The organism is Mycobacterium sp. BMJ-28 (assembly GCF_054404835.1).
The window spans coordinates 853,607-879,264 of sequence record NZ_CM136783.1; the positions used below are offsets into that span (position 1 = coordinate 853,607).

The 25,658-nt window shown below is 67.5% G+C and carries 23 protein-coding genes; 16 read left to right on the forward strand and 7 right to left on the reverse strand.

What is annotated here, in order from left to right; all coding sequences use genetic code 11:
* Positions 1 to 9: 9 nt before the first annotated feature.
* Positions 10 to 2,004: a YhgE/Pip family protein gene (locus tag ACXPWS_RS04280; protein ID WP_458711246.1), complete on the forward strand. Its 1,995-nt coding sequence runs from the start codon at positions 10 to 12 to the stop codon at positions 2,002 to 2,004.
* Here ACXPWS_RS04280 and ACXPWS_RS04285 read toward each other — a convergent pair.
* On the reverse strand, positions 1,991 to 3,460 hold the full coding sequence (locus ACXPWS_RS04285; RefSeq protein ID WP_458711247.1) for a carboxyl transferase domain-containing protein: 1,470 nt from the start codon (positions 3,458 to 3,460) through the stop codon (positions 1,991 to 1,993). The two genes, ACXPWS_RS04280 and ACXPWS_RS04285, sit on opposite strands and share 14 nt — an antisense overlap.
* A 105-nt stretch (positions 3,461 to 3,565) precedes the next feature.
* On the opposite strand from ACXPWS_RS04285, the gene ACXPWS_RS04290 reads away from it, so the two are divergent.
* The 8 genes from ACXPWS_RS04290 (at position 3,566) to ACXPWS_RS04325 (ending at position 11,862) form a co-directional block, all read left to right on the forward strand.
* Positions 3,566 to 4,300 carry an enoyl-CoA hydratase gene (locus tag ACXPWS_RS04290; protein ID WP_458711248.1) on the forward strand — a complete coding sequence of 245 codons (735 nt, stop codon included), beginning with the start codon at positions 3,566 to 3,568 and terminating at the stop codon, positions 4,298 to 4,300.
* A complete protein-coding gene (locus ACXPWS_RS04295) occupies positions 4,300 to 5,406 on the forward strand; it encodes an MBL fold metallo-hydrolase (RefSeq protein WP_458711249.1) in 1,107 nt (368 codons plus the stop codon). The genes ACXPWS_RS04290 and ACXPWS_RS04295 overlap by 1 nt, the downstream gene beginning before the upstream one ends.
* Positions 5,407 to 5,415: 9 nt before the next feature.
* Positions 5,416 to 6,993 (forward strand): serine hydrolase, encoded by a 1,578-nt coding sequence (locus ACXPWS_RS04300; protein WP_458711250.1) that lies wholly within the window; start codon positions 5,416 to 5,418, stop codon positions 6,991 to 6,993.
* 28 nt (positions 6,994 to 7,021) lie between these two features.
* Entirely contained in the window at positions 7,022 to 9,394 is a 2,373-nt protein-coding gene (locus ACXPWS_RS04305) for a cation-translocating P-type ATPase (RefSeq protein ID WP_458711251.1), read from the forward strand.
* 9 nt (positions 9,395 to 9,403) lie between these two features.
* Positions 9,404 to 9,586 (forward strand): antitoxin, encoded by a 183-nt coding sequence (locus ACXPWS_RS04310; RefSeq protein WP_458711252.1) that lies wholly within the window; start codon positions 9,404 to 9,406, stop codon positions 9,584 to 9,586.
* Positions 9,586 to 10,017, forward strand: coding sequence for a type II toxin-antitoxin system Rv0910 family toxin (locus ACXPWS_RS04315; protein ID WP_458711253.1), 432 nt, complete (start codon positions 9,586 to 9,588; stop codon positions 10,015 to 10,017). The genes ACXPWS_RS04310 and ACXPWS_RS04315 overlap by 1 nt, the downstream gene beginning before the upstream one ends.
* A 134-nt stretch (positions 10,018 to 10,151) precedes the next feature.
* Positions 10,152 to 11,051: an endonuclease domain-containing protein gene (locus tag ACXPWS_RS04320; RefSeq protein WP_458711254.1), complete on the forward strand. Its 900-nt coding sequence runs from the start codon at positions 10,152 to 10,154 to the stop codon at positions 11,049 to 11,051.
* A gap of 52 nt (positions 11,052 to 11,103) precedes the next feature.
* Positions 11,104 to 11,862, forward strand: a complete 759-nt coding sequence (locus tag ACXPWS_RS04325; RefSeq protein WP_458711255.1) for a VOC family protein — start codon at positions 11,104 to 11,106, stop codon at positions 11,860 to 11,862.
* On the opposite strand, the gene ACXPWS_RS04330 is transcribed toward ACXPWS_RS04325, so the two are convergent.
* Both ACXPWS_RS04330 and ACXPWS_RS04335 read right to left on the reverse strand, forming a co-directional pair.
* Positions 11,840 to 13,504: an NAD-binding protein gene (locus ACXPWS_RS04330; protein ID WP_458711256.1), complete on the reverse strand. Its 1,665-nt coding sequence runs from the start codon at positions 13,502 to 13,504 to the stop codon at positions 11,840 to 11,842. The two genes, ACXPWS_RS04325 and ACXPWS_RS04330, sit on opposite strands and share 23 nt — an antisense overlap.
* A gap of 11 nt (positions 13,505 to 13,515) precedes the next feature.
* Positions 13,516 to 13,992 carry a cupin domain-containing protein gene (locus ACXPWS_RS04335; RefSeq protein WP_458711257.1) on the reverse strand — a complete coding sequence of 159 codons (477 nt, stop codon included), beginning with the start codon at positions 13,990 to 13,992 and terminating at the stop codon, positions 13,516 to 13,518.
* Between the two features lie 42 nt (positions 13,993 to 14,034).
* Between ACXPWS_RS04335 and ACXPWS_RS04340 the strand changes: the two genes are divergently transcribed.
* Both ACXPWS_RS04340 and ACXPWS_RS04345 read left to right on the forward strand, forming a co-directional pair.
* Positions 14,035 to 14,448: a hypothetical protein gene (locus ACXPWS_RS04340; RefSeq protein WP_458711258.1), complete on the forward strand. Its 414-nt coding sequence runs from the start codon at positions 14,035 to 14,037 to the stop codon at positions 14,446 to 14,448.
* Positions 14,433 to 15,026 carry a GNAT family N-acetyltransferase gene (locus ACXPWS_RS04345; protein WP_458711259.1) on the forward strand — a complete coding sequence of 198 codons (594 nt, stop codon included), beginning with the start codon at positions 14,433 to 14,435 and terminating at the stop codon, positions 15,024 to 15,026. Before ACXPWS_RS04340 ends, ACXPWS_RS04345 begins: the two co-directional genes overlap by 16 nt.
* Before the next feature lie 42 nt (positions 15,027 to 15,068).
* On the opposite strand, the gene ACXPWS_RS04350 is transcribed toward ACXPWS_RS04345, so the two are convergent.
* The 4 genes from ACXPWS_RS04350 to ACXPWS_RS04365 all read right to left on the reverse strand — a co-directional run bounded on the left by ACXPWS_RS04350 (position 15,069) and on the right by ACXPWS_RS04365 (position 19,326).
* Entirely contained in the window at positions 15,069 to 15,518 is a 450-nt protein-coding gene (locus ACXPWS_RS04350; RefSeq protein ID WP_458711260.1) for an Hsp20/alpha crystallin family protein, read from the reverse strand.
* 222 nt (positions 15,519 to 15,740) lie between these two features.
* Positions 15,741 to 16,643, reverse strand: a complete 903-nt coding sequence (locus tag ACXPWS_RS04355; RefSeq protein ID WP_458713410.1) for a winged helix-turn-helix transcriptional regulator — start codon at positions 16,641 to 16,643, stop codon at positions 15,741 to 15,743.
* A complete protein-coding gene (locus ACXPWS_RS04360; protein WP_458711261.1) occupies positions 16,640 to 18,133 on the reverse strand; it encodes a carotenoid oxygenase family protein in 1,494 nt (497 codons plus the stop codon). The genes ACXPWS_RS04355 and ACXPWS_RS04360 overlap by 4 nt, the downstream gene beginning before the upstream one ends.
* A complete protein-coding gene (locus ACXPWS_RS04365) occupies positions 18,133 to 19,326 on the reverse strand; it encodes an acetyl-CoA acetyltransferase (protein WP_458711262.1) in 1,194 nt (397 codons plus the stop codon). Before ACXPWS_RS04365 ends, ACXPWS_RS04360 begins: the two co-directional genes overlap by 1 nt.
* A gap of 92 nt (positions 19,327 to 19,418) precedes the next feature.
* On the opposite strand from ACXPWS_RS04365, the gene ACXPWS_RS04370 reads away from it, so the two are divergent.
* The 5 genes from ACXPWS_RS04370 to ACXPWS_RS04390 all read left to right on the forward strand — a co-directional run bounded on the left by ACXPWS_RS04370 (position 19,419) and on the right by ACXPWS_RS04390 (position 25,504).
* The gene (locus ACXPWS_RS04370; protein ID WP_458711263.1) at positions 19,419 to 19,667 is read left to right on the forward strand and encodes a hypothetical protein; all 249 of its coding nucleotides are present in this window, start codon (positions 19,419 to 19,421) and stop codon (positions 19,665 to 19,667) included.
* A 100-nt stretch (positions 19,668 to 19,767) separates the two neighbouring features.
* Entirely contained in the window at positions 19,768 to 19,947 is a 180-nt protein-coding gene (locus ACXPWS_RS04375) for a hypothetical protein (RefSeq protein WP_458711264.1), read from the forward strand.
* Positions 19,948 to 19,951: 4 nt separating this feature from the next.
* Positions 19,952 to 21,064: a glutamate--cysteine ligase 2 gene (locus ACXPWS_RS04380; RefSeq protein WP_458711265.1), complete on the forward strand. Its 1,113-nt coding sequence runs from the start codon at positions 19,952 to 19,954 to the stop codon at positions 21,062 to 21,064.
* A gap of 408 nt (positions 21,065 to 21,472) precedes the next feature.
* Positions 21,473 to 22,267: a GAF domain-containing protein gene (locus tag ACXPWS_RS04385; protein ID WP_458711266.1), complete on the forward strand. Its 795-nt coding sequence runs from the start codon at positions 21,473 to 21,475 to the stop codon at positions 22,265 to 22,267.
* 1,461 nt (positions 22,268 to 23,728) lie between these two features.
* The gene (locus ACXPWS_RS04390; RefSeq protein WP_458711267.1) at positions 23,729 to 25,504 is read left to right on the forward strand and encodes a PGRS repeat-containing protein; all 1,776 of its coding nucleotides are present in this window, start codon (positions 23,729 to 23,731) and stop codon (positions 25,502 to 25,504) included.
* Positions 25,505 to 25,658: the final 154 nt, after the last annotated feature.

Here is a 25,658-nt window from a genome sequence, read left to right on the forward strand (position 1 = left end):
CTTGCCGGAATGTCTCTTGGCACCGATCTGAAGCGTTTCTCGCGGGGCGCGTTGCCCCGCATCGCGCTGGTGACCGTCATCCTGATGCCGCTGCTGTATGGGGCGATGTATCTGTGGGCGTTCTGGAATCCGTTCAACGAGGTGAACAAGATCCCGGTGGCCCTGGTCAACGAGGACACCGGCGCCGTGGTGGACGGCCAGCAGGTGCGCGTCGGCACGGAGGTGGCCGATGCCCTGGTGAACTCCGGACAGCTGCAGCTGCACCGGGTTTCGGCCACCGAGGCCGCGGACGGGGTGTCCAGCGGCAAGTACTACTTCTCGGTGACGCTGCCCCAGGATTTCAGCGCCGACATCGCCTCCCCGTCGGGCGGGTCACCTCAGCAGGCGACGATGCGGTTCACGTTCAACGACGCCAACAACTACCTGGGCTCGGTCATCGGGCAGAACGCCGCCCGCGAAGTCATCAATCAGGTGAACGCGAGCATCGGTCAGCGCACCCTGGGCACCGTGCTGACCGGACTGACCGACGCGGGTACCGGGCTGGTCAAGGCCGCCGACGGGGCGGGTCAGCTGGCCAACGGCACCGCGGCGGCCGACGACGGTGCGCACAAACTCGCCGACGGCGCGGGTGCGCTGACCGCGGGGCTGGTGACCGCCCGCGACGGGTCGGCCCAACTGGCCGCGGGCACTCGCCAGCTGTCCAGTTCGGTGGACACCGCCACCGGGCCGCTGGTCACCATGCTGGACCGGGTCGGCGATCTCGGGCTAGATCCCGACGAGGTCGGCTTCCTGGCCTCCCGGTTGTCGGGGGCGGTGCGCTCGACCACCGACCGCATCGCCGCGCTCAACATCGATCAGGCCCAGGCGGCAGCCATCGTCGATCAGACGGTCGGCATGTTGCAGGCCAATCCCGACCCGACGGTGCGCGACGCCGGTGACGTGCTGGCCGGGGCGCAACGGCTGCTGCGGGCCAAGGGTATCGACCCCACCACCGACGCCGGGCTGAACAAGCTGCGCGACAGCGCAACTCAGCTGGAGAACGAGCTCGGCGACCCGAAGAGCAAGCTGCGGGTGTTCCTCACCCGCGCCCTCAACGGCGGGTTGCGCGCCGACGTGGTGAAATTGCGCGACGGGGTCCATCAACTCGACAGCGGAGCCCACAAGCTGAACAGCGGTCTGGTCCAGCTGGCCGCCGGTGGAAGCCAACTATCGACGGGTGCAACGCAACTCGCCGCCGGAACGACCAAGTTGCGGGACGGCAGTCAGGAATTGGCCGCCAAGCTCAAGGAGGGCTCGGCGCAAGTACCGTCGTGGACCCCGCAGCAGCGCACCGCGGTGGCCAAGACGCTGGCGTCGCCGGTGACGCTGGACCTGCACACCGACAACGCCGCTGCCACCTTCGGCACCGGGTTCGCGCCGTTCTTCCTGCCGCTGGCCCTGTTCATCGGGGCGCTGATCATCTGGATGTTGCTCAAACCCATGCAGTCCCGGCCCATCGTCAACGGCCTGGGTGCGCTGCGGGTGGTGTTGGCGTCCTACTGGCCGGCTCTGCTGATCACCGTCTGCCAGGTCGCGGTGATGTATCTGGTGGTGCATTTCGGCGTCGGACTGCAGGCCCGGTACCCGCTGGCGACGGTGGGGTTCCTGTTGTTGATCGTGGCGACGTTCCTGGCACTGATCCAGGCCTTCAACGCCCTGTTCGGGGTGTCGGTCGGGCGCGTGGTCACGCTGGCTTTCCTGATGCTGCAACTGGTTTCGGCCGGCGGCATCTATCCGGTGGAGACCACGGCGAAACCGTTCCAGATCCTGCACCCGGTCGACCCGATGACCTATGCGGTCAACGGCTTGCGCCAGCTGATCGCCGGCGGCATCGACGCGCGATTGTGGATCGCGATCGCCGTGCTGTCCGGGGTGCTGCTGCTGTCGCTGGCGGCCAGTTCGTTCGCGGCCAGACGGGACCGGCAGTACACGATGGAACGGCTCAAACCGCCTATCGAGGTGTGAGCCCGATCCGCCGGTACCGGTGCAGGCGCAGGCCGAGCCGTTCGGCCTCGGGCATGGTGCGCAGCTCGTACAGTTCGGCGGCGATGGTGGCCGACAGCCGCGCGGTGAACTCCAGCGGCTCGTCGGCGGCGTCCGGCCGTTCGTCGACGATGGTGTCGACGATCCCGTTGCGCAGCAGGTCGGCGGATCGGATACCTTGTGCCGCAGACAGTTCCGGAGCGTGGTCGGTGTCGCGGAAGACGATGGCGCTGGCGCCTTCCGGCGGTAGCGGGGCCAGCCAGCCATGCTGGGCGGCCAGTACCCGGTCGGCGGGCACCATGGCCAGTGCCGGGCCGCCGCTACCCTGACCGAGCAGCACCGACACCGTCGGAGTGTCCAGGGTGACCAGTTCGGCCAGGCAGCGGGCGATCTCCCCGGCCAGCCCGCCCTGTTCTGCCTCCACCGATAGGGCCGGGCCGCTGGTGTCGATGATCGAGACCAGCGGCAGCCGCAGGCTCACCGCCAGCGCCATCCCGCGGCGCGCCTCGCGCAGGGCGGCGGGGCCGAGCGACCCGATGCGCTGCTGCCCGAGGACGACGGCCGGCTGGCCACCGAAGCGGGCCAACGCCAGCAGCATCTGGCTACTGTCGCCGCCGGTTCCCGACAGCGGGACCGTCTTGGTCGTCCCGTGCCGCAGCACGAACTCCGCCCCTGGCCGGTCGGGGCGCCGTGACGCCGTCACCGATTCCCAGGCGGGCACGTCGGGAATGGGCTTGGGCGGTGGCGCCGGCGACGGAACACCCGGCGCGTCGACCAGCACCGCCAGCGTGCGATCGAGCACCGCCCGCAATGCCGTCACCGGCACCACGCCGTCGATGACGCCATGCCGGAACAGATTCTCGGCGGTCTGGACACCGTCGGGGAATTGCTCGCCGTAGAGATGTTCGTACACCCGGGGGCCCAGGAAGCCGATCAGGGCCCCGGGCTCGGCCGCCGTGACATGCCCCAGCGATCCCCAGGACGCGAACACCCCTCCGGTGGTGGGGTGGCGCAGGTAGACGATGTAGGGCAGGTGTTCGCGCTTGTGCAGCTCGACCGAGGCGGCGATCTTCACCATTTGCAGGAAGGCGACGGTGCCCTCCTGCATCCGGGTGCCGCCGGAGCTGGGGGAGGCCAGCAGCGGCAGGCGCTCGGCAGTGGCCCGCTGGATGGCGTTGGTGATGCGTTCGGCGGCGGCGACCCCGATGGATCCGGCCAGGAAGTCGAACTCGCAGGCCAGCACGGCCACCCGACGGCCGAACACGGTGCCCTCACCGGTGATCACCGACTCGTCCAGACCGGATTTCGCCGCGGCGGCGTCGAGTTCCTTGCGGTAGTCCTCGGAGGTGAGTACCTGCAGTGGCGGGCTGTCCCAGCTGAGGAACGACCCCGGGTCTAGGACGGCGTCGCGCAAGGCGAGGGCTGGGCTCCGGCTCACGGGAAAAGGCTATTCGACGGCGTCGGCGCTCGGGCAGGTGTGCCTGCTCTGCAGGTGGTCAGCGCCCGGAGGTGCGCCGAAGCGGACGCTCGATAGGCTTGTCACATGATCGGTGTGACGCGGGACGGCAATGTCCTGACCCTGGAAATGCAGCGCGCCGAGCGGCGCAACGCGCTCAACGGCGCGCTCGTCGACGGCCTGCGGGAAGAGATCGAGAAGGCCAGCGCATCGGATGTCCGTGCCATCGTGCTGACGGGACAGGGCACCGTCTTCAGCGCGGGCGCCGACCTGTCCGACGCCGAGGGCGTGGCCAAGGAACTGCCGGACAAGGCGCTGGCGCTCAATCTCGCGATCGACGCCAGCCCGGTGCCGATCATCGCCGCACTCAACGGCCCGGCGATCGGCGCCGGTGTCATCCTGGCCATGATCTGCGATCTACGGGTCGCCGCCCCCGGCGCGTACTTCCAATTTCCCATCGCCAAATACGGTCTGGCGCTGGATAACTGGAGCATCCGCCGGTTGACGTCGCTGGTCGGGCACGGCCGGGCCCGGGGCATGCTGATCGCCGCCGAGCGCCTGGACTTCGACACCGCGGTACAGACCGGGATGATCAACCGCACCGGCACGCTGGCCGACGCGCAGGCCTGGGCCACCGAGATCGCCGGTTACGCGCCGCTGTCGATCGCGCATTCCAAGCGCGTGCTCAACGACGACGGCGCCTACGACGACGTCCGCGGCGACCACACCCGGATGTTCCAGAAGGCGTGGGCCAGCCCGGACGTCATCGAGGCCCAGGTGGCACGCTTCGAGAAACGGCCACCCAACTTCACGGGAGCCTGATGTTCGCCGAGGCGGCCCGAGTGGTCGGTGGCACCGCGGCACTGGTGGCCGGGGGCTGGGTGCTGCGCGCGCTGCAGGGGGCACCGCAGGCGCTGGGCGCCGCCGACATCGGCGCAGCGGCCAAGGCCTCGCCGAACCACCGCAACGGTGTCTTCGTCAACCGTGAGCCGGCCTCCGAGGTGCAGCTGAGCCGGCAGGAGCAATGGCTGCTCATCCGCGACCTGGTCACCGGGGGGCAACGGCAGCGACCGGACGGTGAGATCCCGCTGACCCGGCCGGCCGCGACCGCACCACCGGCCGACCTGGCGGTCACCTGGTACGGCCACTCGTCGGCGGTCATCGAGGTGGACGGTTATCGCGTGCTGGCCGACCCGGTGTGGAGCGAGCGCTGCTCGCCCTCGCGTGCGGTCGGCCCGCAACGGCTGCACCCGGTGCCGGTGGAACTCGACGCACTGCCGGCCATCGACGCGGTGATCATCAGCCACGATCACTACGACCACCTCGACATCGACACCATCAAGGGGTTGGCCCGGTCGCAACGGGCCAAGTTCTACGTCCCGCTGGGCATCGGGTCGCACCTGCGCATCTGGGGTGTCCCGGCGGACCGGATCGTCGAACTCGACTGGGACGAGAGCGCCACACTGGGCGACCTCACGCTGGTGTGCACCCCGGCGCGGCATTTCTCCGGCCGGTTCCTCACCCGCAACACCACCCTGTGGTCGTCGTGGGCGCTGGTCGGGCCCCGGCACCGCGCCTTCTTCGGCGGCGACACCGGATACACCGAAGGCTTCACCGGGATCGGGTCCGAATACGGCCCGTTCGACCTGACGCTGATGCCGATCGGCGCCTATCACCCCGGCTGGCCCGATATCCACATGAACCCCGAAGACGCCGTCCGGGCCCACCGCGACGTCACCGACACCGGGCTGCTGGTGCCGATCCACTGGGCCACCTTCCGGCTGGCGCCGCACCCGTGGTCCGAGCCCATCGAGCGGCTGCTGGCCGCCGCTGCTGCCGAAGGTGTGACGGTGGCGGCCCCCAAACCGGGACAGCGGGTGGATGCCGCCGCGACCGGACGACCGATAGACCCGTGGTGGCAGCTCTGACCGGCTAGCGTGCTGCCTGTGAGACGGATACTGTGCATCGCCGCGGTCGCGCTGCTGGCCGGCTGCGGCACCGCGCAGCACAACGCCGCACCGCAAAACCCGCCCGATCTCGCCGATGTGCCGCCGCCGCTGGTTGCGGCAATGCCGTTGCCGGACAAGGCCGTCGAAAACGCCGTCGGCAAGCTCGACGCCATCGCCGATGAACTGCTGCGCAAATCAGGCATCCCCGGGCTCGCGATCGCCGTGGTACATGGTGGAAAGACCGTGTACGCCAAAGGGTTCGGGGTAAAAGACAACCGTCGCGGGGACGATGCCGCCAACAAGATCGGCGCGGACACCGTCTTCCAGCTCGCCTCGCTGTCCAAGCCGTTGAGCGCCACCGTGGTCGCCCACCAGGTCGGCGTGCACGCCATCGGCTGGGACACCCCGGTCACCAGCAAGCTGGCCTGGTTCGCGCTGTCGGATCCGGCCGTCACCCGGATGGTCACCGTCGGCGACCTGTTCTCGCACCGCTCCGGTCTGCCCGACCATGCCGGTGACATGCTTGAGGACCTGGGTTACGACCGTCGCGCGGTACTGGAACGGCTCCGCATACTGCCGCTGCATCCGTTCCGGATCTCCTACGCCTACACCAACTTCGGCTTGACGGCCGGGGCAGAGGCGGTCGCCGCGGGCGCCGGTGAACCCTGGGATCAACTGGGCCATGACGTGTTGTTCGGCCCGCTGGGGATGTCCTCGACCAGTTATCGTTTCGCCGACTTCCAGGCGCGTACGGACCGGGCGCTGGGCCACATCCGGATCGACGGCGGGTACCGGCCCGAGTTCGTCCGCGATGCCGACCAGCAGTCCCCGGCAGGCGGGGCCAGTTCGTCGGTCAACGATATGACGCATTGGCTGGCGATGGTGCTGGCGAACGGCAGTTACCAGGGCCGCCAGATCGTCGAGCCCGCGGCCCTGCTGCCCGCGCTCAGCCCGCAGGTGGTGTCCAGCCCGCCGTCGGAACCGGCGATGCGCACCGGCTCCTACGGTTTCGGTTTCAACGTCGGCACCACCTCGGCGGCGCGCGTGCAGCTCAGCCATTCCGGCGCATTTCAGTTGGGTGCCGGCACCAATGTGTTGTTCCTGCCGTCGGCCGATGTGGCCATCGTGGCGCTGACCAACGCCACCCCCGTCGGGGTGCCCGAGGCGTTGACGGCCGAGTTCGCCGACCTAGTGCAGTTCGGTGAGGTGCGCGAGGACTGGTACGGGCTGTACAACCATGCCCTGTCCGCGCTGTCGGACCCGGTGGGCTCGCTGGTGGGGCAGAAGCCACCCGCACACCCCGCCCCGGCCCAGCCGCTGCCGGGCTATGCCGGTGCCTACCGCAATGACTACTGGGGGACTGCCGTCGTCGCGGACAACGACGGCAAACTCACCCTCACCCTGGGGGCGCGGGGGGACACCGTCGTCCTGACGCACTGGGACGGCAACGTGTTCACCTTCCCGCTCATCACCGAGAATGCGCCTCCGGGAACGATTTCCAAGGCGACCTTCGACGGGGCGAAGCTGACACTGGAGTACTACGACGACGGGGTTTTCGTGCGATGAGCGCTCGCGCGAGGAGAATGAGGCACAGATGACGACGACCATTTCCGGGCTCTCCGATGCCGAGGTCGCCCAACGGATCTCCGCGGGGCACACCAACGACGTCCCCACCCGGGCGGCGCGCAGTGTGTCGGAGATCGTCCGGGCCAACGTGTTCACCCGGATCAACGCCATCCTCGGGGTGCTGTTCGCCATCGTGCTGGCCACCGGATCGGTGATCAACGGATTGTTCGGCCTGCTGATCGTCGCGAACTCGGCCGTCGGCATCATCCAGGAGTTACGCGCCAAGCAGACCCTGGACCGGCTGGCGATCATCGGTCAGACAAAACCGTTGGTGCGCAGGCAATCCGGCACGCAAGAACTTCCCCCCGACCAGGTCGTGCTGGACGACGTCATCGAACTGGGTCCTGGTGACCAGATCATCGTCGACGGCCAGGTGCTGCAGGAGGCCAATCTCGAGGTCGACGAATCGCTGCTGACCGGCGAGGCGGACCCGATCCAGAAAGATGTCGGCGACCAGGTGATGTCGGGCAGCTTCGTGGTGGCCGGCAGTGGCGCCTACCGCGCCACCAAGGTGGGACGCGAGGCCTACGCGGCCAAGCTGGCCGAAGAGGCCAGCAAGTTCACCTTGGTGAAATCCGAACTGCGCAGCGGTATCAACAAGATCCTGCAGTTCATCACCTACCTGTTGTGGCCGGCCGGCGCGCTGATCATCTACACCCAGTTGTTCACCACCGACGTCGGCTGGCGGGAGTCGGTGCTGCGGACGGTCGGGGCCCTGGTGCCGATGGTGCCCGAGGGCCTGGTGCTGATGACATCGATCGCGTTCGCCGTCGGCGTGGTGCGGTTGGGCCGCAGGCAATGCCTGGTGCAGGAACTGCCCGCCATCGAAGGCCTGGCCCGGGTGGACGTGGTGTGCGCGGACAAGACCGGCACGCTGACCGAGAACGGGATGCGGGTCAGCGATCTCAAGACTTTGGCCGGCCACGATGTGGGCGAGGTGCTCGCTCAACTGGCCGCCGATGATGCCCGGCCCAATGCCAGCATGGCGGCCATCGCAGAGGCCTACAAGATGCCGCCAGGCTGGACGCAGACCGCGTCGGCGCCGTTCAAATCGGCGACCAAGTGGAGTGGTGCTTCCTACGGCGAGCACGGCAACTGGGTGATCGGCGCGCCCGACGTCCTACTGGACCCGGCGTCCCCGGAGGCCGAACAGGCCGAGCGGATCGGCGCGCAGGGACTGCGGGTCCTGCTGCTCGGCTCCTGCGATCGCTCCGTCGACGCCGCGGATGCGCCCGGCACCGTCACCCCGGTCGCATTGGTGGTGCTGGAGCAGCGAGTGCGCCCCGACGCCCGCGACACGCTGGAATATTTTGCCTCCCAACAGGTCACGGTGAAGGTCATCTCCGGTGACAACGCCGTGTCGGTCGGCGCAGTGGCCGGCACGCTCGGCCTGCACGGCGAGACGCTGGACGCCAGGCAACTGCCGCACGAGGTCGAGGAATTGGCAGGCGCGCTGGACGAATACACCACCTTCGGCCGGGTCCGGCCCGATCAGAAACGCGCCATGGTGCATGCCCTGCAGTCCCGTGGGCACACCGTGGCGATGACAGGTGACGGCGTCAACGATGTGCTGGCACTCAAGGACGCCGATATCGGGGTGGCCATGGGATCGGGCAGCTCGGCGTCGCGTGCGGTGGCGCAGATCGTATTGCTGGACAACAAGTTCGCAACGCTGCCGTACGTGGTCGGTGAGGGTCGCCGGGTGATCGGCAACATCGAGCGAGTCTCCAACCTGTTCCTCACCAAGACCGTCTACTCGGTGCTGCTGGCCGCGATGGTCGGACTGGGTGGCCTGTCGGCCAAGATCTTCGGCTCGGATCCGCTGCTGTACCCGTTCCAGCCGATCCACGTCACCATCGCCGCCTGGTTCACCATCGGCATCCCGGCGTTCATCCTGTCGCTGGCCCCCAACAACGAGCGGGCCCACCCCGGCTTCGTCCGCCGGGTGATGACCTCCGCACTGCCCAACGGTGTGGTGGTCGGCCTGGCCACGTTCATCTGCTACCTGCTGGCCTACCAGGGTGTGCACGCCACCGCGGCCGAGCAGACCCAGGCGTCCACGGCGGCGCTGATCACGCTGCTGGTCGGTGCGGTGTGGGTGCTGGCCGTGGTGGCCCGGCCCTATCAGTGGTGGCGGGTGGCCCTGGTGACGGTGTCCGCGCTGGCGTACGTGGTGATCTTTGCCATCCCGCTGGCGCAGCAGAAATTCATGCTGGACCCCAGCAATATGGCGCTGACGTCGATGGCGCTGGGCATCGGGCTGGTGGCCGCCGCGGTGGTGGAGGCGCTGTGGTGGATCGAGGGCCGAGTGTCCGGCGAGGCCCGCAAACTGTGGCGATAAAGTAGACGCATGAGTTTCCTGGACAAGGCGAAGGATCTGATCGCCAAGAACGCCGACAAGGTGGAATCCGCGGTCGAGAAGGTCGGCGACGTGGTCGACGAGAAGACCGGCGACAAATACAAGGGTGTCGTCGACAAGGCGCAGGAGGCCGCCAAGAACGCGGCCCGCAACCTCGACAAACCCCAGGCCTGATGGCCAAGCTCTCGGTTTTCGTCGACGTCCCGTTGTCGCCGGACAAGGCGTGGGAAGCCGCCTCGGATCTGTCCCGGTTCTCCGAGTGGCTGAGCATCCACCGCGTGTGGCGCTCGACGCTGCCACAGACGTTGGAGAAGGGCACCAAGATCGACTCCATCGTCGAGGTCAAGGGCATGGCCAACCGGGTGAACTGGACCATCGTGAACTACAGATCGCCGGAGTCGATGACCCTCAACGGGGACGGCAAAGGTGGCGTGAAGGTCAAGCTGATCGCCAAGGTGACACCGGCCGGGGATGGGTCGAAGGTGCAGTTGGACATCCACCTGGGCGGGCCGGCGCTGTTCGGCCCGATCGGCATGGTGGTGGCCGCCGCGCTCAAGAGTGACATCCAGGAGTCGCTGAACAAGTTCAAGACGGTCTTCTCCTAGTCGCCGCGTTTGTGCGGTTTCGTCCGCGACTCGCCGCGTCGGCCCGCTGAGATCGCACAAATGCGACGCCGCGTCTGTGGATAACTCACGCGCGGAAGGCCCGATGCGTCGCCGCGTCCGGGCATCGTCGGCTCATGCTGGAGATCGACTGGCCATTCCGGGCCACCGAAGCGCTCGACGCCGGTGCATTGACGTCGTGGGAGCTGCGGCGGTTCTACGAAGCCGTGTATCCCGGGGTGTGGGTACCGCGCGGTATCGAGCTCTCGCCGGTGCAACGTGCGCAGGCCGCCTGGCTGTGGTCCGGCCGCGAGGGTGTGGTGGCGGGCCTCTCGGCGTCGGCGATGCTGGGAACCAAGTGGATCGACGCGGGCGAACCCGCGCAGTTGTTGCACACCAATCGGCGGCCCCCGCCCGGGCTCACGCTGCACACCGAAAGGCTGCACCCTGACGACGTGACGGGAACGGATATCGTGACGACGACGCCTGCCCGTACCGCCTTCGATCTCGGCAGATGGTTGCCCTTCGCGCAAGCGGTGCAGCGAGTCGACGCCCTGCTGGCGGCGACGTCCGTCAAGGTCGTCGACATCGAGACGGTGGCGCAGCGAAATCCCCGGGCCCGCGGGCTGAAGCAGTTGAGGCGGCTACTGCCGGTGGTCGACGGCGGCGCCGAGTCACCATACGAGTCGTTAACCCGGCTTGCCTTGGTAGAGGCGGGATTTCCGCACCCCCACACTCAGATCGAACTGTTCGATGCGAATGGACATGTACTCGCGCGCCTCGACATGGGTTGGCCCGAATACCACGTTGCTGTCGAATACGACGGCGCACAACACTGGCTGGACGCCACGCAGCGCAGCTGGGACATCGACCGGGCGGCGATGCTCGACGAGCGCGGATGGATCGTCATCCGGGTGAGCGCCGGTCTGTTGCGGGATCGGCGATTCCTGGAGCGCGTCGCGTCCGCCTTGCGCGCCCGCGGCTGCCGCGACGCATTTGTGCCGAATCGGTGGCCCTACTCGGCGCGTCGGCCATGAAACCGCACAAACAAACAAGCCGCGATGAGTTTCACCCGCGGCGCCGGTCGATATGGACATGACAACTCCGCACGCCCCGCTCGGCGCACCCTGCTGGATCGACCTGTCGACCTCCGACCTCGACGCCGCCCAACGCTTCTACGGCACAGTGTTCGGCTGGACCTTCGAATCCGCCGGCCCTGAATACGGCGGGTACGTCACCGCCTTCGTCGACGGAAAGCCCGTCGCCGGGCTGATGTCGCATCCGGTGGACCGGTGGAACACCTATCTGCACACCGCCGACGTGGACGCCACCCTGGAAAAGGTGATCGCCGCCGGCGGGGCCGGCTGCGGTGGCGCGATGGACATTCCCGCCAAGGGCCGGATGGCGATGGTGTCCGATCCCAGCGGCGGGGTGGTCGGGCTGTGGCAGCCGGCCGGACACCTCGGCACCGAGATCACCGGTGTGGCCGCCACCCCGGTATGGCACCAGCTGACCACCCTGGACTTCGCGCGGGTGCTCGACTTCTACACCGAGGTGTTCGGCTGGCAGACCGAGGTGGCCGGCGACACCGACGAATTCCGCTACAGCACCGCGGTATTCGGCGGCGAGCAGCTGCTCGGCGTGATGGACGGCACCGCATTCATGGCCGCGGACGAACCGTCGAACTGGTTCTTCTTCCTGGGCGCCGACGATGTCGACAAGACCCAGCAGCTGGTCGTCGACAACGGCGGCACCGTCGTGCGCGCGGCCGAGGACACCCCGTACGGGCGGCTGGCCGCGGTCACGGATTCGACCGGCGCGGGTTTCAACCTGTCGTCGCTGAAGTAGCCTGGCCCCTCGCCTGTCCCTTGGCGAGGGTTTCGAGCAGCTCCCGGTACGGGCCCACCAGATATGCGGTGTCACCCGCGGTGAGCCGGGTGTCGCGGCGCGGATGCAGCCGCGTCGCGACACCGGGCCGGGTGATGGCGATGACCCGGGTCTGCGTGGACAGGTCGGCCATCCGCACCCCGTCCAGCTCGCTGCCGGGCTCCACCCGCACCCCGCCGACCATGAACGAATGCTGGCCGACGGAGAACGTGCCGAAGACCTGCAGGCCGAGTGCGGCACCGATGAACCACGGCGCCGCCAGTTCCACGGTGGAGCGCACGTTCTCGAACCCGAACCGTTGCGCGACGGCCGCGCCCAGCACCCGGTCGTACACCCGCAGCACCGTGGGCCGATCGGTGGTGAGTTCGCGCAGCACGATCCCGGTCTCGATGTTGACCACGTCGTTGGCGGTCAGCACGGCGATCGCGCGGCAGTGCGCGACGCGGGCCGATTCCAGCGTCTCGCGCAGGGTGGCGTCACCGAAGATCACCGGCACGTCGAGGCGGCGGGCGGTGGGCAGGTAGCGGTTGTCCTCGTCGCTCTCGATGACGGCGACGTCGTATCCCGCTCCCACCAGGTCGCCGACCACCCGGATGCCGAACGAGCCCAGGCCCACCACGACGATGTGGTCGTGCAGGTGCCGCACCCTGCGCAGGCCCGCGGTCTGGGCAAGCCGGCGCGACAGCAGCACATCGGCGATGAACGCCACCAGGATCGCGGTGGTGGTGACGCCGGCGAACATCAGCCCGATACCCCAGATGCGCAGCCACGACGGCTGGTCGATGAAACTGAAATCGCCGTAGCCGACGGTGGCGATGGTCTCGGTGCTGAAGTACAGGGCGTCGATCCAGCTCATCCCCGGCGGACGCTGATAGGTGAAGCGCAGCAGCAGCGTCGACCCGAGTAGAAGGGTCAGCGACGCAGCCAGTGCCCGGTAGAACATCGGGTTGATGTCATCGCGCAGTACCCGAATCGCATCGAGCGCCCGCCGCAGCGGATGTCGTCGTACCCGGTTGTGGCCCAGCGGTTTCGACACCGTGATGCCTTGGGCGGCCAGCTCGTCGGCGGTGCCGATCATCGCCGTCCAGTCACCTTGGTGCACGGCGACGTCACGGCCGGGGCAGGCGCTGACCGACGCGTCGCGATGGATCACCGCGACCGGGGCCAGGTCGCCGTAGATCTCGCGCAGGGTGGCGTCGCGCGGCACCTCTGCCCCTGTGACGACGAAGTCGATCCCGGCGACGGCGATGGTGTGGGTGGTGCGGGACAGGCAGGCCTCGACCACCGACGGCGCCGCCAGGTCGGCGACGTCGAGGATGGCCCCGGGGCCGTTGCCGTACGCGACGGCCTCCCGCAGCACCCCGTTGGCCAGCCGGGCCACCACGCGCACGTCCGGACTCAGTTGCCGTGCCAGCAGGGCTATTTCGAGGTTGACGGCGTCATCGTCACCGACGCACACCACCGCGGTGGCCGACGGTACGTCGGCGGTGTCCAGGGCGCGCGGATCCTGCAGCGGGACCACGGTGGCGCCGGCACCGCGCAGTTCGCCGCCGATGCGCTCGGCCAGCGCATCGGTGCCGCACACGATGATGTGTCCCTGCATACTGGGAAACGTTAGGTGCTCGGCGCCGCCAGCGCGAAGTCAGCGAAGTCGAATCCCGGCACCACCACACAACTGACCAGGGTCGGCTCGTCATGCCGTGCTTCCCCCCGTCGCTGCGCTCGCCCCGGATGCCGGGCCCGCTGCCAATGCCCGGGTGGCACGATCAGCTGCGGTTGCTCACCGGCGGCGATATCGGCCCCCAGCGCCAGCTCGGCGGCGGTGTCCTGATGTGCGCCTACCTCCAGGATCAGCGGGCTGCCGCGGTGGTAGAGCCACAGCTCGGCGCTGCGCACGGTATGCCAGGCCGACTGCTGACCGGGCATCAACAGAAACAGGATCGCCGTTCCCGCGCTGCGCGGGCCGGTGTACTCCGGCGGCAGCGCCGACTGCGGTGTGGTCAGCCCGCTGCGCCAGGTCTCGCGGTACCAGCCGCCCTCGGGATGCGGGGACAGCTCCAGCTGACGGGCCCAATCCGGGAGATCGGTCATGGCAACCCAGACTACGGTGACCGACCCGATAGCCTGAGCTGTATGGCACGTCTGCGTCCCGGTTGGCTGGTGGCACTGTGTGCCCTCGTGCTGATCGTCAGCGCGTGGTTGCCCTGGCTCACCACGCACGGTGGCCGGGCCAGCGCCATCGGTGGCCGCGCGGGCACCATCGACATGCCGCCACCGGGATTCGGCGTCGGACAGTTGATCGTGCTGCTGGCTGCGACGCTGATCGTGGCCGCCGCGATGGCCGCGCGCCGGCTCTCACCCCGGCTGGCTTCGGCTGCCGCGCTGGCGCTTTCGATGATCATCGCCGCGCTGATCGGCTGGTACTTCCGGTTGTACGTACATGCGCCGATCGCGGCCGGGTATGGATTGTTCGTGGCCGCCGGTGCGGTGGCCGCCGCCACGGTGCTCTCGGTGCTGGCCATGGTGGTCGCGTGGGGTCAGCCGTGAGTTTCGTCGAGCCGGTGGTGCTGACCGGTGACCGATGGGTCACGCTGGAACCGTTGACCACCGATCATGTCGACGAGATCGCCGACGCGGCCTCGGACGGAAACCCCGGCGATCTGTGGTTCACGGCCGCTCCGTCGCCCGGCACCGCGGCCCGCTGGGTGCACACCTGGCTGGACAATCCGGCGGCGTTCTCGTTCGTGGTGCGCTCGCAGGACGGGACGCTGGTCGGCTCGTCGAGTTACCTGAACATCGATGGACCGAACCGACGGCTGGAGGTCGGTGCCACCTGGTACCGCGCATCGGTACGCCGCACCGGGGTGAACACCGAGGCCAAATTGCTGCTGCTCGGTCACGCCTTCGACGAATTGAACTGCGTGGCAGTCGAATTCCGCACGCACTTCTTCAACGCCACCAGCCGGGCCGCCATCGAGCGGCTCGGCGCCAAGCTGGACGGCATTCTACGCAGCCATCAGCTGCTGTCCGACGGGTCGCGGCGTGACACCGTCGTCTATTCGATTCTGGACATCGAATGGCCTGCGGTGCGCAACAATCTGCGATTCCGGCTGAGCCGGGAGTGATCCGCCGGGGGTGGGATGAGCGCCACCCCCGGCGGCCGCGACTCACTGCGAGTCGACTGTGGTGGGCTCGATGGACTTCTGGCCGCCGCCGTGGGCGATGTCGATCTTGCGCGGCTTGGCCCGTTCGGCCAGCGGGATCGTCACGGTGAGCACACCGTTCTCGTAGGTTGCCGAAATGGCCGATGTGTCAATGCCTTCACCCAGCGAGAGCTGCCGGCGGTAGCTGCCGAAGAACCGCTCGTTGGCGAACCACTGGACCGATTCGTCGGTGCGGGCCGTCCGGTGCGCCGAGATGGTCAGCGTGCCGTTGTCCACATCGACGTCCACCGAGCCGGGGTCGATACCGGGCAGGTCGGCGGTCAGGACGTAGTGGTCATCGATTTTGCAGAGGTCCATGGGCATGAACCTGGGGGTGCGGGTTGATCCGGTTTGGCCGGTCAGCAGGCCCCGGGTCAAGGCATCAAGGTCACTGAACGGATCGAAACGTAGCACAGCAATTCACCTCCTCAGTCGCTCAACAGCCCACCACCGTGGCGGGCAGCCAAATCACTGTGCATCTCATTTTTAGCACTCTCGCCATGAGAGTGCCAGTCCCGCGGCGGAGATTTTTTCGACAATCTCGGTCTTGACTCCCGGTGTGCCGCAGCAGGTGTGGTGATCGACGACGAACCGGCCGGGTGGCTTCCGTGAATAGTGATAGCGCATCCGACATCACTATTCGCGAAGGTGTCCCTCGGCTCGGCGCGTGACGGATGTGACCACCTCGATATCCCTACCCTGCAACCGCGTGCCGCACTGATCACACACCAGCGTCGGGTGAAACTCGCTCCCGCACACGGTGTGGGTGATCCGCACCGCCGGACCGTCGGCGGAGGTGAACCAGCGCTGCGCCCAATCCAGCGCGGTGACCAGGATCGGCAGCACGGCGCGGCCCTTCTCGGTCAGCCGGTAGCGGCCGCCGCCAGTCTCGAGCACGGCGTTGGCCACCAGGATCTGCAGCCGATCGGTCAGCGAGCCGGGCGGGGCGCCGAGTTGATCGGCGAAATCGGTGAATCGGCTGGTGCCCACGAATGCGGCGACCAGGACGGCGAAGGACCACCGGTTGCCCAGGATGCTCATGGTCTGCGGGTACAGGTTGGACTGCCGGCCGGTGTGGGAGCGGCGCCGGGTGGTCGCCGACGCGGTGGACCGCGCCCAGGAGCCGCTCGGCCCCCACCGCGCCCGCAGCGCTTTCTCGGTGGTGTGCCCGCCGCATCCGTCACATGTCAGGGTGGGGGAGAAGGCGTTGCCGCACAGCCCGTGCCGCATTTCCGGCAGCACCTGCCCGGACACCCAGCGGCGCTCCCACTCCCAGATCGCCACCAGGACCGGCCACAATGACCGCCCGCGCGGGGTGAGCAGGTACTCGTACCGGTTGTCCCGGTAGGCGGCGCGTTCCAGCAGCCCGTCGCGGGTCAAGCGGTCCAGCCGGGCGGTCAGCACCGCGTGTGAGATCGGCAGCCGGACCGCGAACTGGCTGTACCGGGTGGCGCCGAGGGCGGCCTGCTGGACGATCAGCAGCGTCCACTCGTCACCGAGTAGGCCGAGCATCCGGCCCACCGCGTTGGGCTGCATCATTGCCGCCAGCGCCGCAACTCCGATCCCGGTGCCCACGTCGAATGGGTTCCGCTGGAGACACGTTCGGGTAGTTGCAGGGTGCAGACCGGGCCGTCCTCGATGCGGGCGGCGTCGAACACCAGGCAATACGACGCGTCGGCGTTCATATCGCTGGTGATGGTGACCAGGTAACCGTCGTCCTCGGCGGTGCTGCCGATACGGGGCGCCATGGCGGTCTCGCTGCCGTACACGCCGTCGTCGAACGCGTAGCGCTGCTCGGATCCGGTATGCAGGTCGTGGCGCACCAGGCCGTCGAACAGGAACCAGCCGGGCTTCCCGGTGGCGGCATAGGTGTAGCGGTAGTCCCGGGTCGCGTAGGACGGGTTGATCATGCCGAACTCGGTCAGGCTGTCGGACAACTGCTCTTCGCGGGTCTGCCCGGTGACCAGGTTGAAACGCCAACGGTGCAAACGGGTCTGCATCCCGTCCAGGGACAGGTATCGGAAGAACCTCTGCCACTTGGGGTTCATTCCGAAGTCGGTGTCGTCGGCGGTGGGTTCCGGTGATCCTTGGAAGAACCCGTCGAGCACGATCTCGTCGCCGTCCTCGAACGCGTTGGTGAAGTGCAGCACGTAGGTGGTGTCCGCTTCGAACCAGCGCACGTCGCCTCCGCGCCGCGGCAACACGGCGAACCGGGACGGCAGGTCGCGGTGCAGGCGGGGAATGTGCGCATTGTGCTTGAGCATCTCGGCATCCCAGAACAACGGGAAATCGTTGAGGATCACGTAGTTCTCGGTGAACGCCATATCGTGCGGCAGCCGGGGGCCGGGCAGCTCCACGTCGACGTAATGCACCAGGGTGTTGTCCGCGTCGACCACGCCGTAGTGCATGTACGGGGACTGCTTGCCGTAGTTGAAGAACAGCAGTTCCCCGGTGGCGCCGTCCACCTTCGGGTGTGCCGAGACGCCGAGGTCGGTGGGGAATCCGCCGGAGAAGTCCTCCTTGCCCAGCGTGTCGCCGGTGTAGGGGTCGATCCGGTACAGGTCGCCGCATTGGTAGAAGCTGGTGAGGGCGACGCCGCGGTGTACGGCCACGTCGGTGCTCGATGCATCCTTCATCAATGTCCTTGCACCCCAACCATGCTCACGCCGAGCCAGTTCGACCGGCTCGGCGATCCCCGGCCACAGCGGCCCGCCGGTGGCGTTCTCGGCGAGCAGGCCGTCGGTCTGGATGAATCGGTTGCGGTAGAACGCCTTCCCGTCCCGGAAGCCGACGATGTGCAGCATGCCGTCGCCGTCGAACGGGTGATACACCTTGAACGCGGGATGCAGCGGATTCTCGGTGTTGCGCAGGTACACCCCGTCCAGGTCGGCCGGGATCTCGCCCGCGACGGCGCGCAGGTCGTCGGCATCCCATTCGGTGGTCTGTGGGCGCCAGGGGCCGGTGCGGTAGGGATGGGTGTCGTTCTCGGGGAGGGTGGACAGGTATCTGGCCACGACATCTACGTTCATCAGAACCCCCGGGAGACAACGAAACTGACGGTGGTGGCGGTGCTGCCACCGAAGTTCAGGGTGCCGAACTTCTTCGCGCCGTCGACTTGATAGCCGCCGGCGGTACCGCTGACCTGTTTGGCCGCGTCGAGCAGCATCCGGACCCCGGTGGCGCCGACGGGATGGCCACCGCCGATCAGTCCACCGCTGGGATTGATCGGCAGCCGGCCACCGATCTCGATGTCACCGTTCTCGATCGCTTTCCACGATTCACCAGGGCCGGTGAGGCCGATATGGTCGATCGCCAGGTACTCGCTCGGGGTGAAGCAGTCGTGTACCTCGAAGCCGTCCAGGTCATCCAGGCTCACCTGCGCACGGGCCAGGGCGTCGAGGACGGTGCGCCGGACATGCGGCAGCACGTACGAGTCGTCGGCGGCGCGGTCGAGTTTGTGCTGCAGACCCAGGCCCACCGTGCGGTGGCCCCAGCCGTCGACGCGCCCGATCGGCCGGGCCTGCGGGTGCCGCCGCAGGTAACCGTCACTGACCAGCACCACCCCGGCCCCGCCGTCGGTCATCTGGCTGCAGTCCAGCCGCCGGATGCGGCCCTCCACTATCGAGTTGTCGGTGCTCTGCGCCCAGGTTCGGGTCTGTGCGTTCGGGTTCGCCTTGGCGTTGGCGTAGTTCAGCGCGGAGAGGGCATCCAGATGCGCGTCGTCCAGGCCATGGCGCCGGTCGTACTCGTCGGCGATCCGGGAGAACATCGATGGCCAGACGAACTTCGCGTCCGCACCCTCGTGCCCGGCCCAGGCGGCCGCCCCGAGATACTGCGCGGCGGTGTCGCCGGGCACCGTCTTCTCCAACTCGATGCCCAGCACCAGCGCGCTGTCGTAGTTACCGGCCCGCAGGTCGGCGATCGCGGCCAGCGCGGCGATGCTGCCCGAGGCGCACGCCGCCTCGTGCCGGGAGGCGGGGACGTTCCACAGCGCGTCATCCACCGAAGCGGGCATGGCGCCGAGGTGCCCCTGGGCGGCAAACATCTCACCGAACGCGTTGCCGACGTGCACCACCCCGATATCGCCGGCCCGCGTGTCGGCGGCCGCCAGGGTCTCCCGCACCACTTCGGCGGTCAACGCCGCGAAGTCGGCCTGCTCGCGGTGCAGATTGCGGGCGAAATCGCTCTGGTATCCGCCCAGGATCCAGATGCCGGCGCTCATCCGCGCGACGCTACTACAACTAACAGAGTGAACGGAGGAAAATTCTCCCGAAAAAAATGTCGGCTTCGGAGACTGCCGCGCCTCTCACCCATATGAACATCACCAGCATCCGCCGCCCCCGGACCCAGACCACCTACGAGATCGTCGACCGTCTGCACGACCGGCACGTCGTCGGCGTGCCCGCCGACCGGATCGCCCCCACCGTGGCCGATTGGCTTGCCGAACTCGACACCGCCAGCACGTTGGCCGAGGAGCTCGCGGCCGCCGCCCGTCGTGGCGACTGGCCGAGCGCCCATGCCCTGGGTGACGTGCTCGCCGTCGACGTGATGGTCGCCGCGTGAGGCCGGCACCGTCGTGCCGAGGTCACAGGATTGACCGGGCGCAATTCGGGGAACCCCAGCGTTCGAAAGCACGCGCATCGACCGTGAGGGGTGAGCCGAGATGATGGAGACGGCGTTCTTTGTGGCCGGGATGACCAGCGGCATTGCCCTGATCCGGTTGTTCATCCACATCGACCGGGCCGGCGAGCAGACCATCGCGCGGATGCGCCAGCAGTGGGAGGCCGGCGCCTCCGACCGGCGTGACCAGCGCGTGCGCGCCCTACGAACCTCCGCGCGCTGACGGGATGGCCGAGCACCCCACGCTCGGGGTGGAAGAGGAATTCCTCCTTGTCGACCCCGACAGCGGTGAGCCCGTCCCGCGCAATCGCGAGGTTGCCGCGCACGCACAGCGTCGCGACATCGACCTGCAATTGGAGCTGACCAGCTGCCAGGTGGAGACGACCTCGTCGGTGGCGCACGGCGCCGAGGAGTTGCGCGGTGAGCTAACCGTGTTGCGTAAAGGTGCGGCGCAGGCCGCCGCCGATGCCGGCGCCCGTCTACTCGCGGTGGGACTGCCGCCGACAGTGCCGCACCATTTTCCGTTGACCGACACCCCGCGATACCGGGCAATCGGGGAGCGGTTCGGAATGATCGCTCATGAGCAGGGCATCTGCGGGTGCCATGTGCATGTTGCCGTCCCAGACCGCGCGACGGCCGTCGAGGTGAGCAACCGATTACGTCCGTGGCTGCCGACGTTGCTTGCGCTGTCTGCCAATTCGGCGGTGTACCGCAGCGCCGACACCGGCTATGCCAGCTGGCGGAGCGTGCTGTGGGCGCGCTGGCCGAGTGCGGGGCCGCCGCCGCATTTCGAATCCGAGGCCGACTTCGATGCGCTGGTGCAGATCATGCTTTCCTCCGGTGCCGCTCTCGACGACGGCATGGTCTATTGGGATGTGCGTCCGTCAGCCAAATTTCCCACCGTCGAGGTGCGCGTTGCCGATGTGCCGGCGACGGTCGGTGACACCGTGCTGTTGGCGGCGCTGATCCGTGCGCTGGTGATGACGGCTCTGGACGATATCGATCGTGGACGGCCGGTGAAACCCCTGACCGCACACGCGCTGAGTGCCGCATACTGGCGTGCGTCCCGAGATGGGTTGAGCGGGTCGGCCGTTGATCTTTTCGACAGTCACACGCTGGTGCCGGCCGCACGCATGCTCGACACCCTGCTGGAGCGGGTGACACCCGCGCTGACGGCCGTCGGCGACTACGACACCGTGCATGCCGAGCTGCGGCGGGTGGCCGCCGAGGGCAATGGCGCCGCCCGGCAGTTGGCGGCGTGGCGGCGCCGCGGCGAGGTGGCAGATGTCATCGAGGAGGTGGCAGCGGCGACGTTGGCCGGCCTCGGCCAGCCACGGTAGTCGTTCGAAGTGGCGGGGTCTAGCTGAATGGCATGGCAACGGCTAGGTCGCCGGACGACGCATCAAATCGTCAAACCGGCTGATCTGAAACGATTTCCGAGTTCCGTGCTTTCCGCCCCCGACATCGATCCCACTGTGAAGTGTCCGCCGCCAGCCCATACCCCACTACATGGCACCTGAGCCTGGGACACTGTCTGCCGCACGCCAATCACCGACGCCCACACGTTGTGTTGACACAGGGAGGCGCCACTCTGTTGGACGGAACGTAAGCGAACAGGTTCATTCGCATCATTGCAGAATTTTCACGTGATGTCGGGGTACGTGTGGCTAACTTCGCCTAGGGTTTCAAAGTATCGACCCCGCACAGACATAGTGTGGGTATTTTCGGGATGTAAGCGCAGGTCGGCAATGACGGAATTTACCGAAGGCAAAGGCCACCCAGAAGGTTCGGTGAGCACGCAGCAATCCAGCGCGGACACCGCCGACCTTCTTGCCGGCATCGGCGCTCTGGCAGGTTTGGTGGCAGGCAGCCTCGGATTGCCGGAATTGCTCACCGAGGTAGCAGGATTCGCGGTGCGAGCGATTCCGGGCGCGGATGGCGCGGGTGTGACGTTGTTGAAGGCCGACCCGCCGGATAACACCATCGAGGCGTTGGCCGCGAGCGCGCCATTCGTCGCCGCGATCGATCATGTGCAGTATGTCGCCCTTAATGAAGGGCCCTGCATCACTGCCGTGAAGGAAAGGCGAACGGTGCGCTCCGGCTCTTTGGGTGGAGAGGACATGTGGCCACAGTTCGGACCGCATGTCTGCAAGATGGGTATCAACAGTGCGTTGTCCTTGCCGCTGCTGATGCCCGGACAGGTAATCGGGGCCATCAATGTCTACGCCCACGGCAGGAATAGCTTCGATGAGCACGCTGCCCAACTCGGCGAGTTGTTTGCCAAACCCGCGGCCGTGGCCGTCCACAACGCGCAGATTCTCAGCCAGACGATGGCCCTCACTGCTCAGTTGCAGGCCGCTCTGTCGGTTCGACCCGTCATCGATCAAGCCATCGGTCTGCTCCGTGGTCGCAGCGGGCGCAGCGCCGAGGATGCCCTCGCTCAGTTGCGGGCGATGAGCCAGAGCGAACACCGCAAGTTGGTCGACGTTGCCCAGAACTTGTTGGACGACGCCGTCCGACGGGCCCGGCGCGGCCGAGCTTGAAGTCGTATCACGACCTAAAGCGCCGGCAGGGCCGATCGTCGCATTCATAGCTGAGGGCGTCTTAGGTCTTGAGCATCCGGAGTCCGGTCTGTCCGATATGTTCGGATAACGCGCCCCCTGCTTGCGGCGCGCCATCCCCACACCGTTTAAGGGCCAGATGTACGGCCGGGGTTGATATTGAAATATTCAATCCAGTAACCACGCTTTGCTCGTCCGTATTTGTACGCCCCGACTGCGGAACCCGTGTCGCGAATGAGCGCTTAAACGAATGTTGGTCGGCATTCAACGAGGCTCGAATTTACTTGTGAAACGACGGCATTGTGGGCGAGCCGGTCTGCCATGCGTCGCGGTGTTTCATACGTAGGTGGGCGGGCATTGCCCGACATGTCGGTTGCCATCACCCGAGCCCGCCCGTCGCGCAAGGGCCGCCGCAGGGTGCACCGGAGGGCATGGAAACTGCGGCCGATACCGCGGAGGTCGCCATGCGACGATCACCAGTCACTGTCCGCCCCAGATGCGACGAGGGTCTTCAGCAAATATTAACGTCGAGCCCGCGATGGAGTCTCCGTGATTGCTGCTGAGCCGGGAGAAGTTCTCCACTTTCACTGGGGTGGGATGCGACCTGGCATGTCCGGGTGGCGGGGAGTCGATAGCTCGTGCATTCTCCGTGGCACTGTTCTCGCCGGGGTGAACTTCAGCAGAAGGCGCGGGACTCACCATCGCGGACCTGCCCCGACGCATGCGGGATCGATGTGGGACGACGCGATTCGGCTCGCCACTGTCACGTACTCGAGTAGGCGTGTGACTACCTGGGTTTGACGTGTAGCAGTCGTCGTGGCGATCTGTATGGACGCGGAATCTAGGCACTACTCGGTCGTCGACCATTGCGTCATGGCTGCCTGTCGGTAACTGCGCACCCGGCAGATTGTTCGCTTCAAGATCAGTTGTGATTCTTGACACAGCTGTCCAGCAAAGCTACTGTACGAAGTACTCAAGGTCATCGAGGAACGACTCGATCGCTGGGGCCCCTACGATGGCCTCCAGCTTGCAAGGGGGATTCACTGGCGGCGTCGCCGTCGCCACCGGGTGCGGTAGTCACGTCCCCCCGGGCCGCACGCATACGTGCTCGCTTCTGGTCCGCCCTGCCTCTGTCTGTGATTGCACTGACATCGCGTCTTGCAGGTATCTACACGGACGAGTGCCAAAGGCGCCCTCCAATCAAGATGCGCTCGTCTGCGATATGTGGCGGATCGCCTTTCTTCATTAGTTTTTGCGTCGGCGCGATTGTCGACTTCTTCAGCCTCACGTTTCGAGGATCTCGAACGTGTCATTTTGCACACCAATCGGTGGGTTCAGGAAAACACACTCAGTCATGCGAATAAGGAACTCGCGGTAATCCGTCCTACAACTTTCAGGGCAATCAATGCCCGAATATCAGCAGGAATTGACAGGAGTTTGGAAATGAAAAATTACGTTTACCCGGTTGCGACCGGGATCGCTATGGCCGGAGCAGGCGCAGTGCTGGCCTTCGGTGCCGGTGCCGCACAGGCGTCGCCGCTGCTCACCCCCTCGCCTGCATCCGAGACGGCCTTTCAGGCGCCATCGACGGGCTTGCAGTGCCTGATGGTGGCGACCGGGTGTTCTTCGGGTGTGGTGACGTCCACGAGTAGCGCCGTGAACTATCTTGCGCTCGCCCCGACGCCGAATGCGTTGGCAGCGGCATTTGTCGGTCCCACGCTGAATTCGCCGCTGTACAACCTGATTGGCATCGGCAACTTCATCCCGATTGTGAACATCTTCGTCAGCAATGGTGCCAATGGTGCGGCAGGGACCGGCGCGAACGGTGGCCGCGCAGGGCTGTTGATCGGCTTCGGCGGCACCGGTGGATCCGGCGCCGTAGGGCAAGCCGGCGGCAGCGGAGGGCTAGGTGGATTCTTCGTCGGTAACGGCGGCAGCGGCGGAGCCGGTGGGATCGGTGCGACGGGCGGTAACGGCGGCAACGCTGGCACGTTGGCGATACTCGGTCACGGCGGCAACGGTGGCGTCGGTGGTAACGGCTCGACCGGCACAGTCGGTGCCGCAGGCACGGGTACCGCTGCCAGTGGCAGCACGGGCGCAAATGGCAGCACGGGGACAACCGGAGCGAACGGAGTCAATCCTTCTGCGGGCGGCCCGGCAGGCGTTGCAGGTGCTGCAGGCGGTGAAGACACCGTGACCGGTGGCAACGGTCTTCCCGGCAGCCCGGGCAACCCAGGTGGAGCCGGCGGCGCCGGCGGCGCCGTAGCAGGGACGGCACCCGTGGCCACCGGCGGCGAGGGAGCAAATGGTGCCAACGGTACCGATGGCGCCAACGGCGGCGCAGGCGGCGCGGGCGGCGCCTCGTCGACGACCGGAGCAGGCGGATTGGCGACCGGTGGCAACGGCGGCAATGGCGGCAACGGCGGAACCGGTGCCACCAACGGCGGGTCCGGTGGCGCCGGCGGCGCGGGAGTAAGTGTCAGTGGAGTGGGTGCCGGCGGCGACGGGGGCACAGGTGGCAACGGTGGTACCGGTGCAGCCGGACAACCCGGTGGGCCAGGCGGTAGCGGAAGTACCGGAACTGCCGGTGCCAACGGCACCAACGTCGGCGGCGCAGGTACTGCCGGCGGTCCCGCGGGCGCTGGTGGCAACGGCGGGAGCGGAGGGCTCTTCGGCGGCGGCGGCGCTGCCGGCAATGGTGGAGTAGGTGGCACAGGCGGCACAGGTGGTACCGGCCAAGCCGGTGGCAGTGGCGGCACCGGTGGCACAGGCGGAGCAGGAGGCACCGGCGGCAACGGCGACGCGGGTGGCAACGGAGGTGTCGGCGGAGCGGGTGGCGCAGGCACAGGTGCCGGCGGGACCGGTGTCGGCGGAACGGGCGGAGCCGGTGGCAGTGGTGCCACAGGTGGTCCCGGCGGGTCCGGCGGAACTAGTGGTGCCGGCGGAGCCGGCGGCCTGGGTGGATCCGGCGCTGCGGGTGGATCGGGCGGATCCGGCGGTAACGGTGCCGCAGCGGGTACGCCCGGTAGCGGCGGTGTGTTCGGTAGCACCGGACACACGGGCACCACGGGAGCCACCGGTGCGACCGGTAACACCGGCGCGACCGGTGCCACAGGTACCACCGGGAACACCGGTGCAGCCGGTGGGGCAGGCAGTACCGGCAACAGCGGCGCCAACGGCAACTCCGGTGCCAACGGCGCGAACGGGGCGTCGTCATAACGGGCGCACCTCGGCGGTTGTGAGAAGCACCCGCTAGTAGGACATCGGGGGCGTCGGCCATGCCGCCGCCCCCGATGCCATGCACGACATTCCTACGACGACGAGGAGGGAAACTCGTGGCAACTGGAAACAGCATTGACTCAGCCACCGCCGC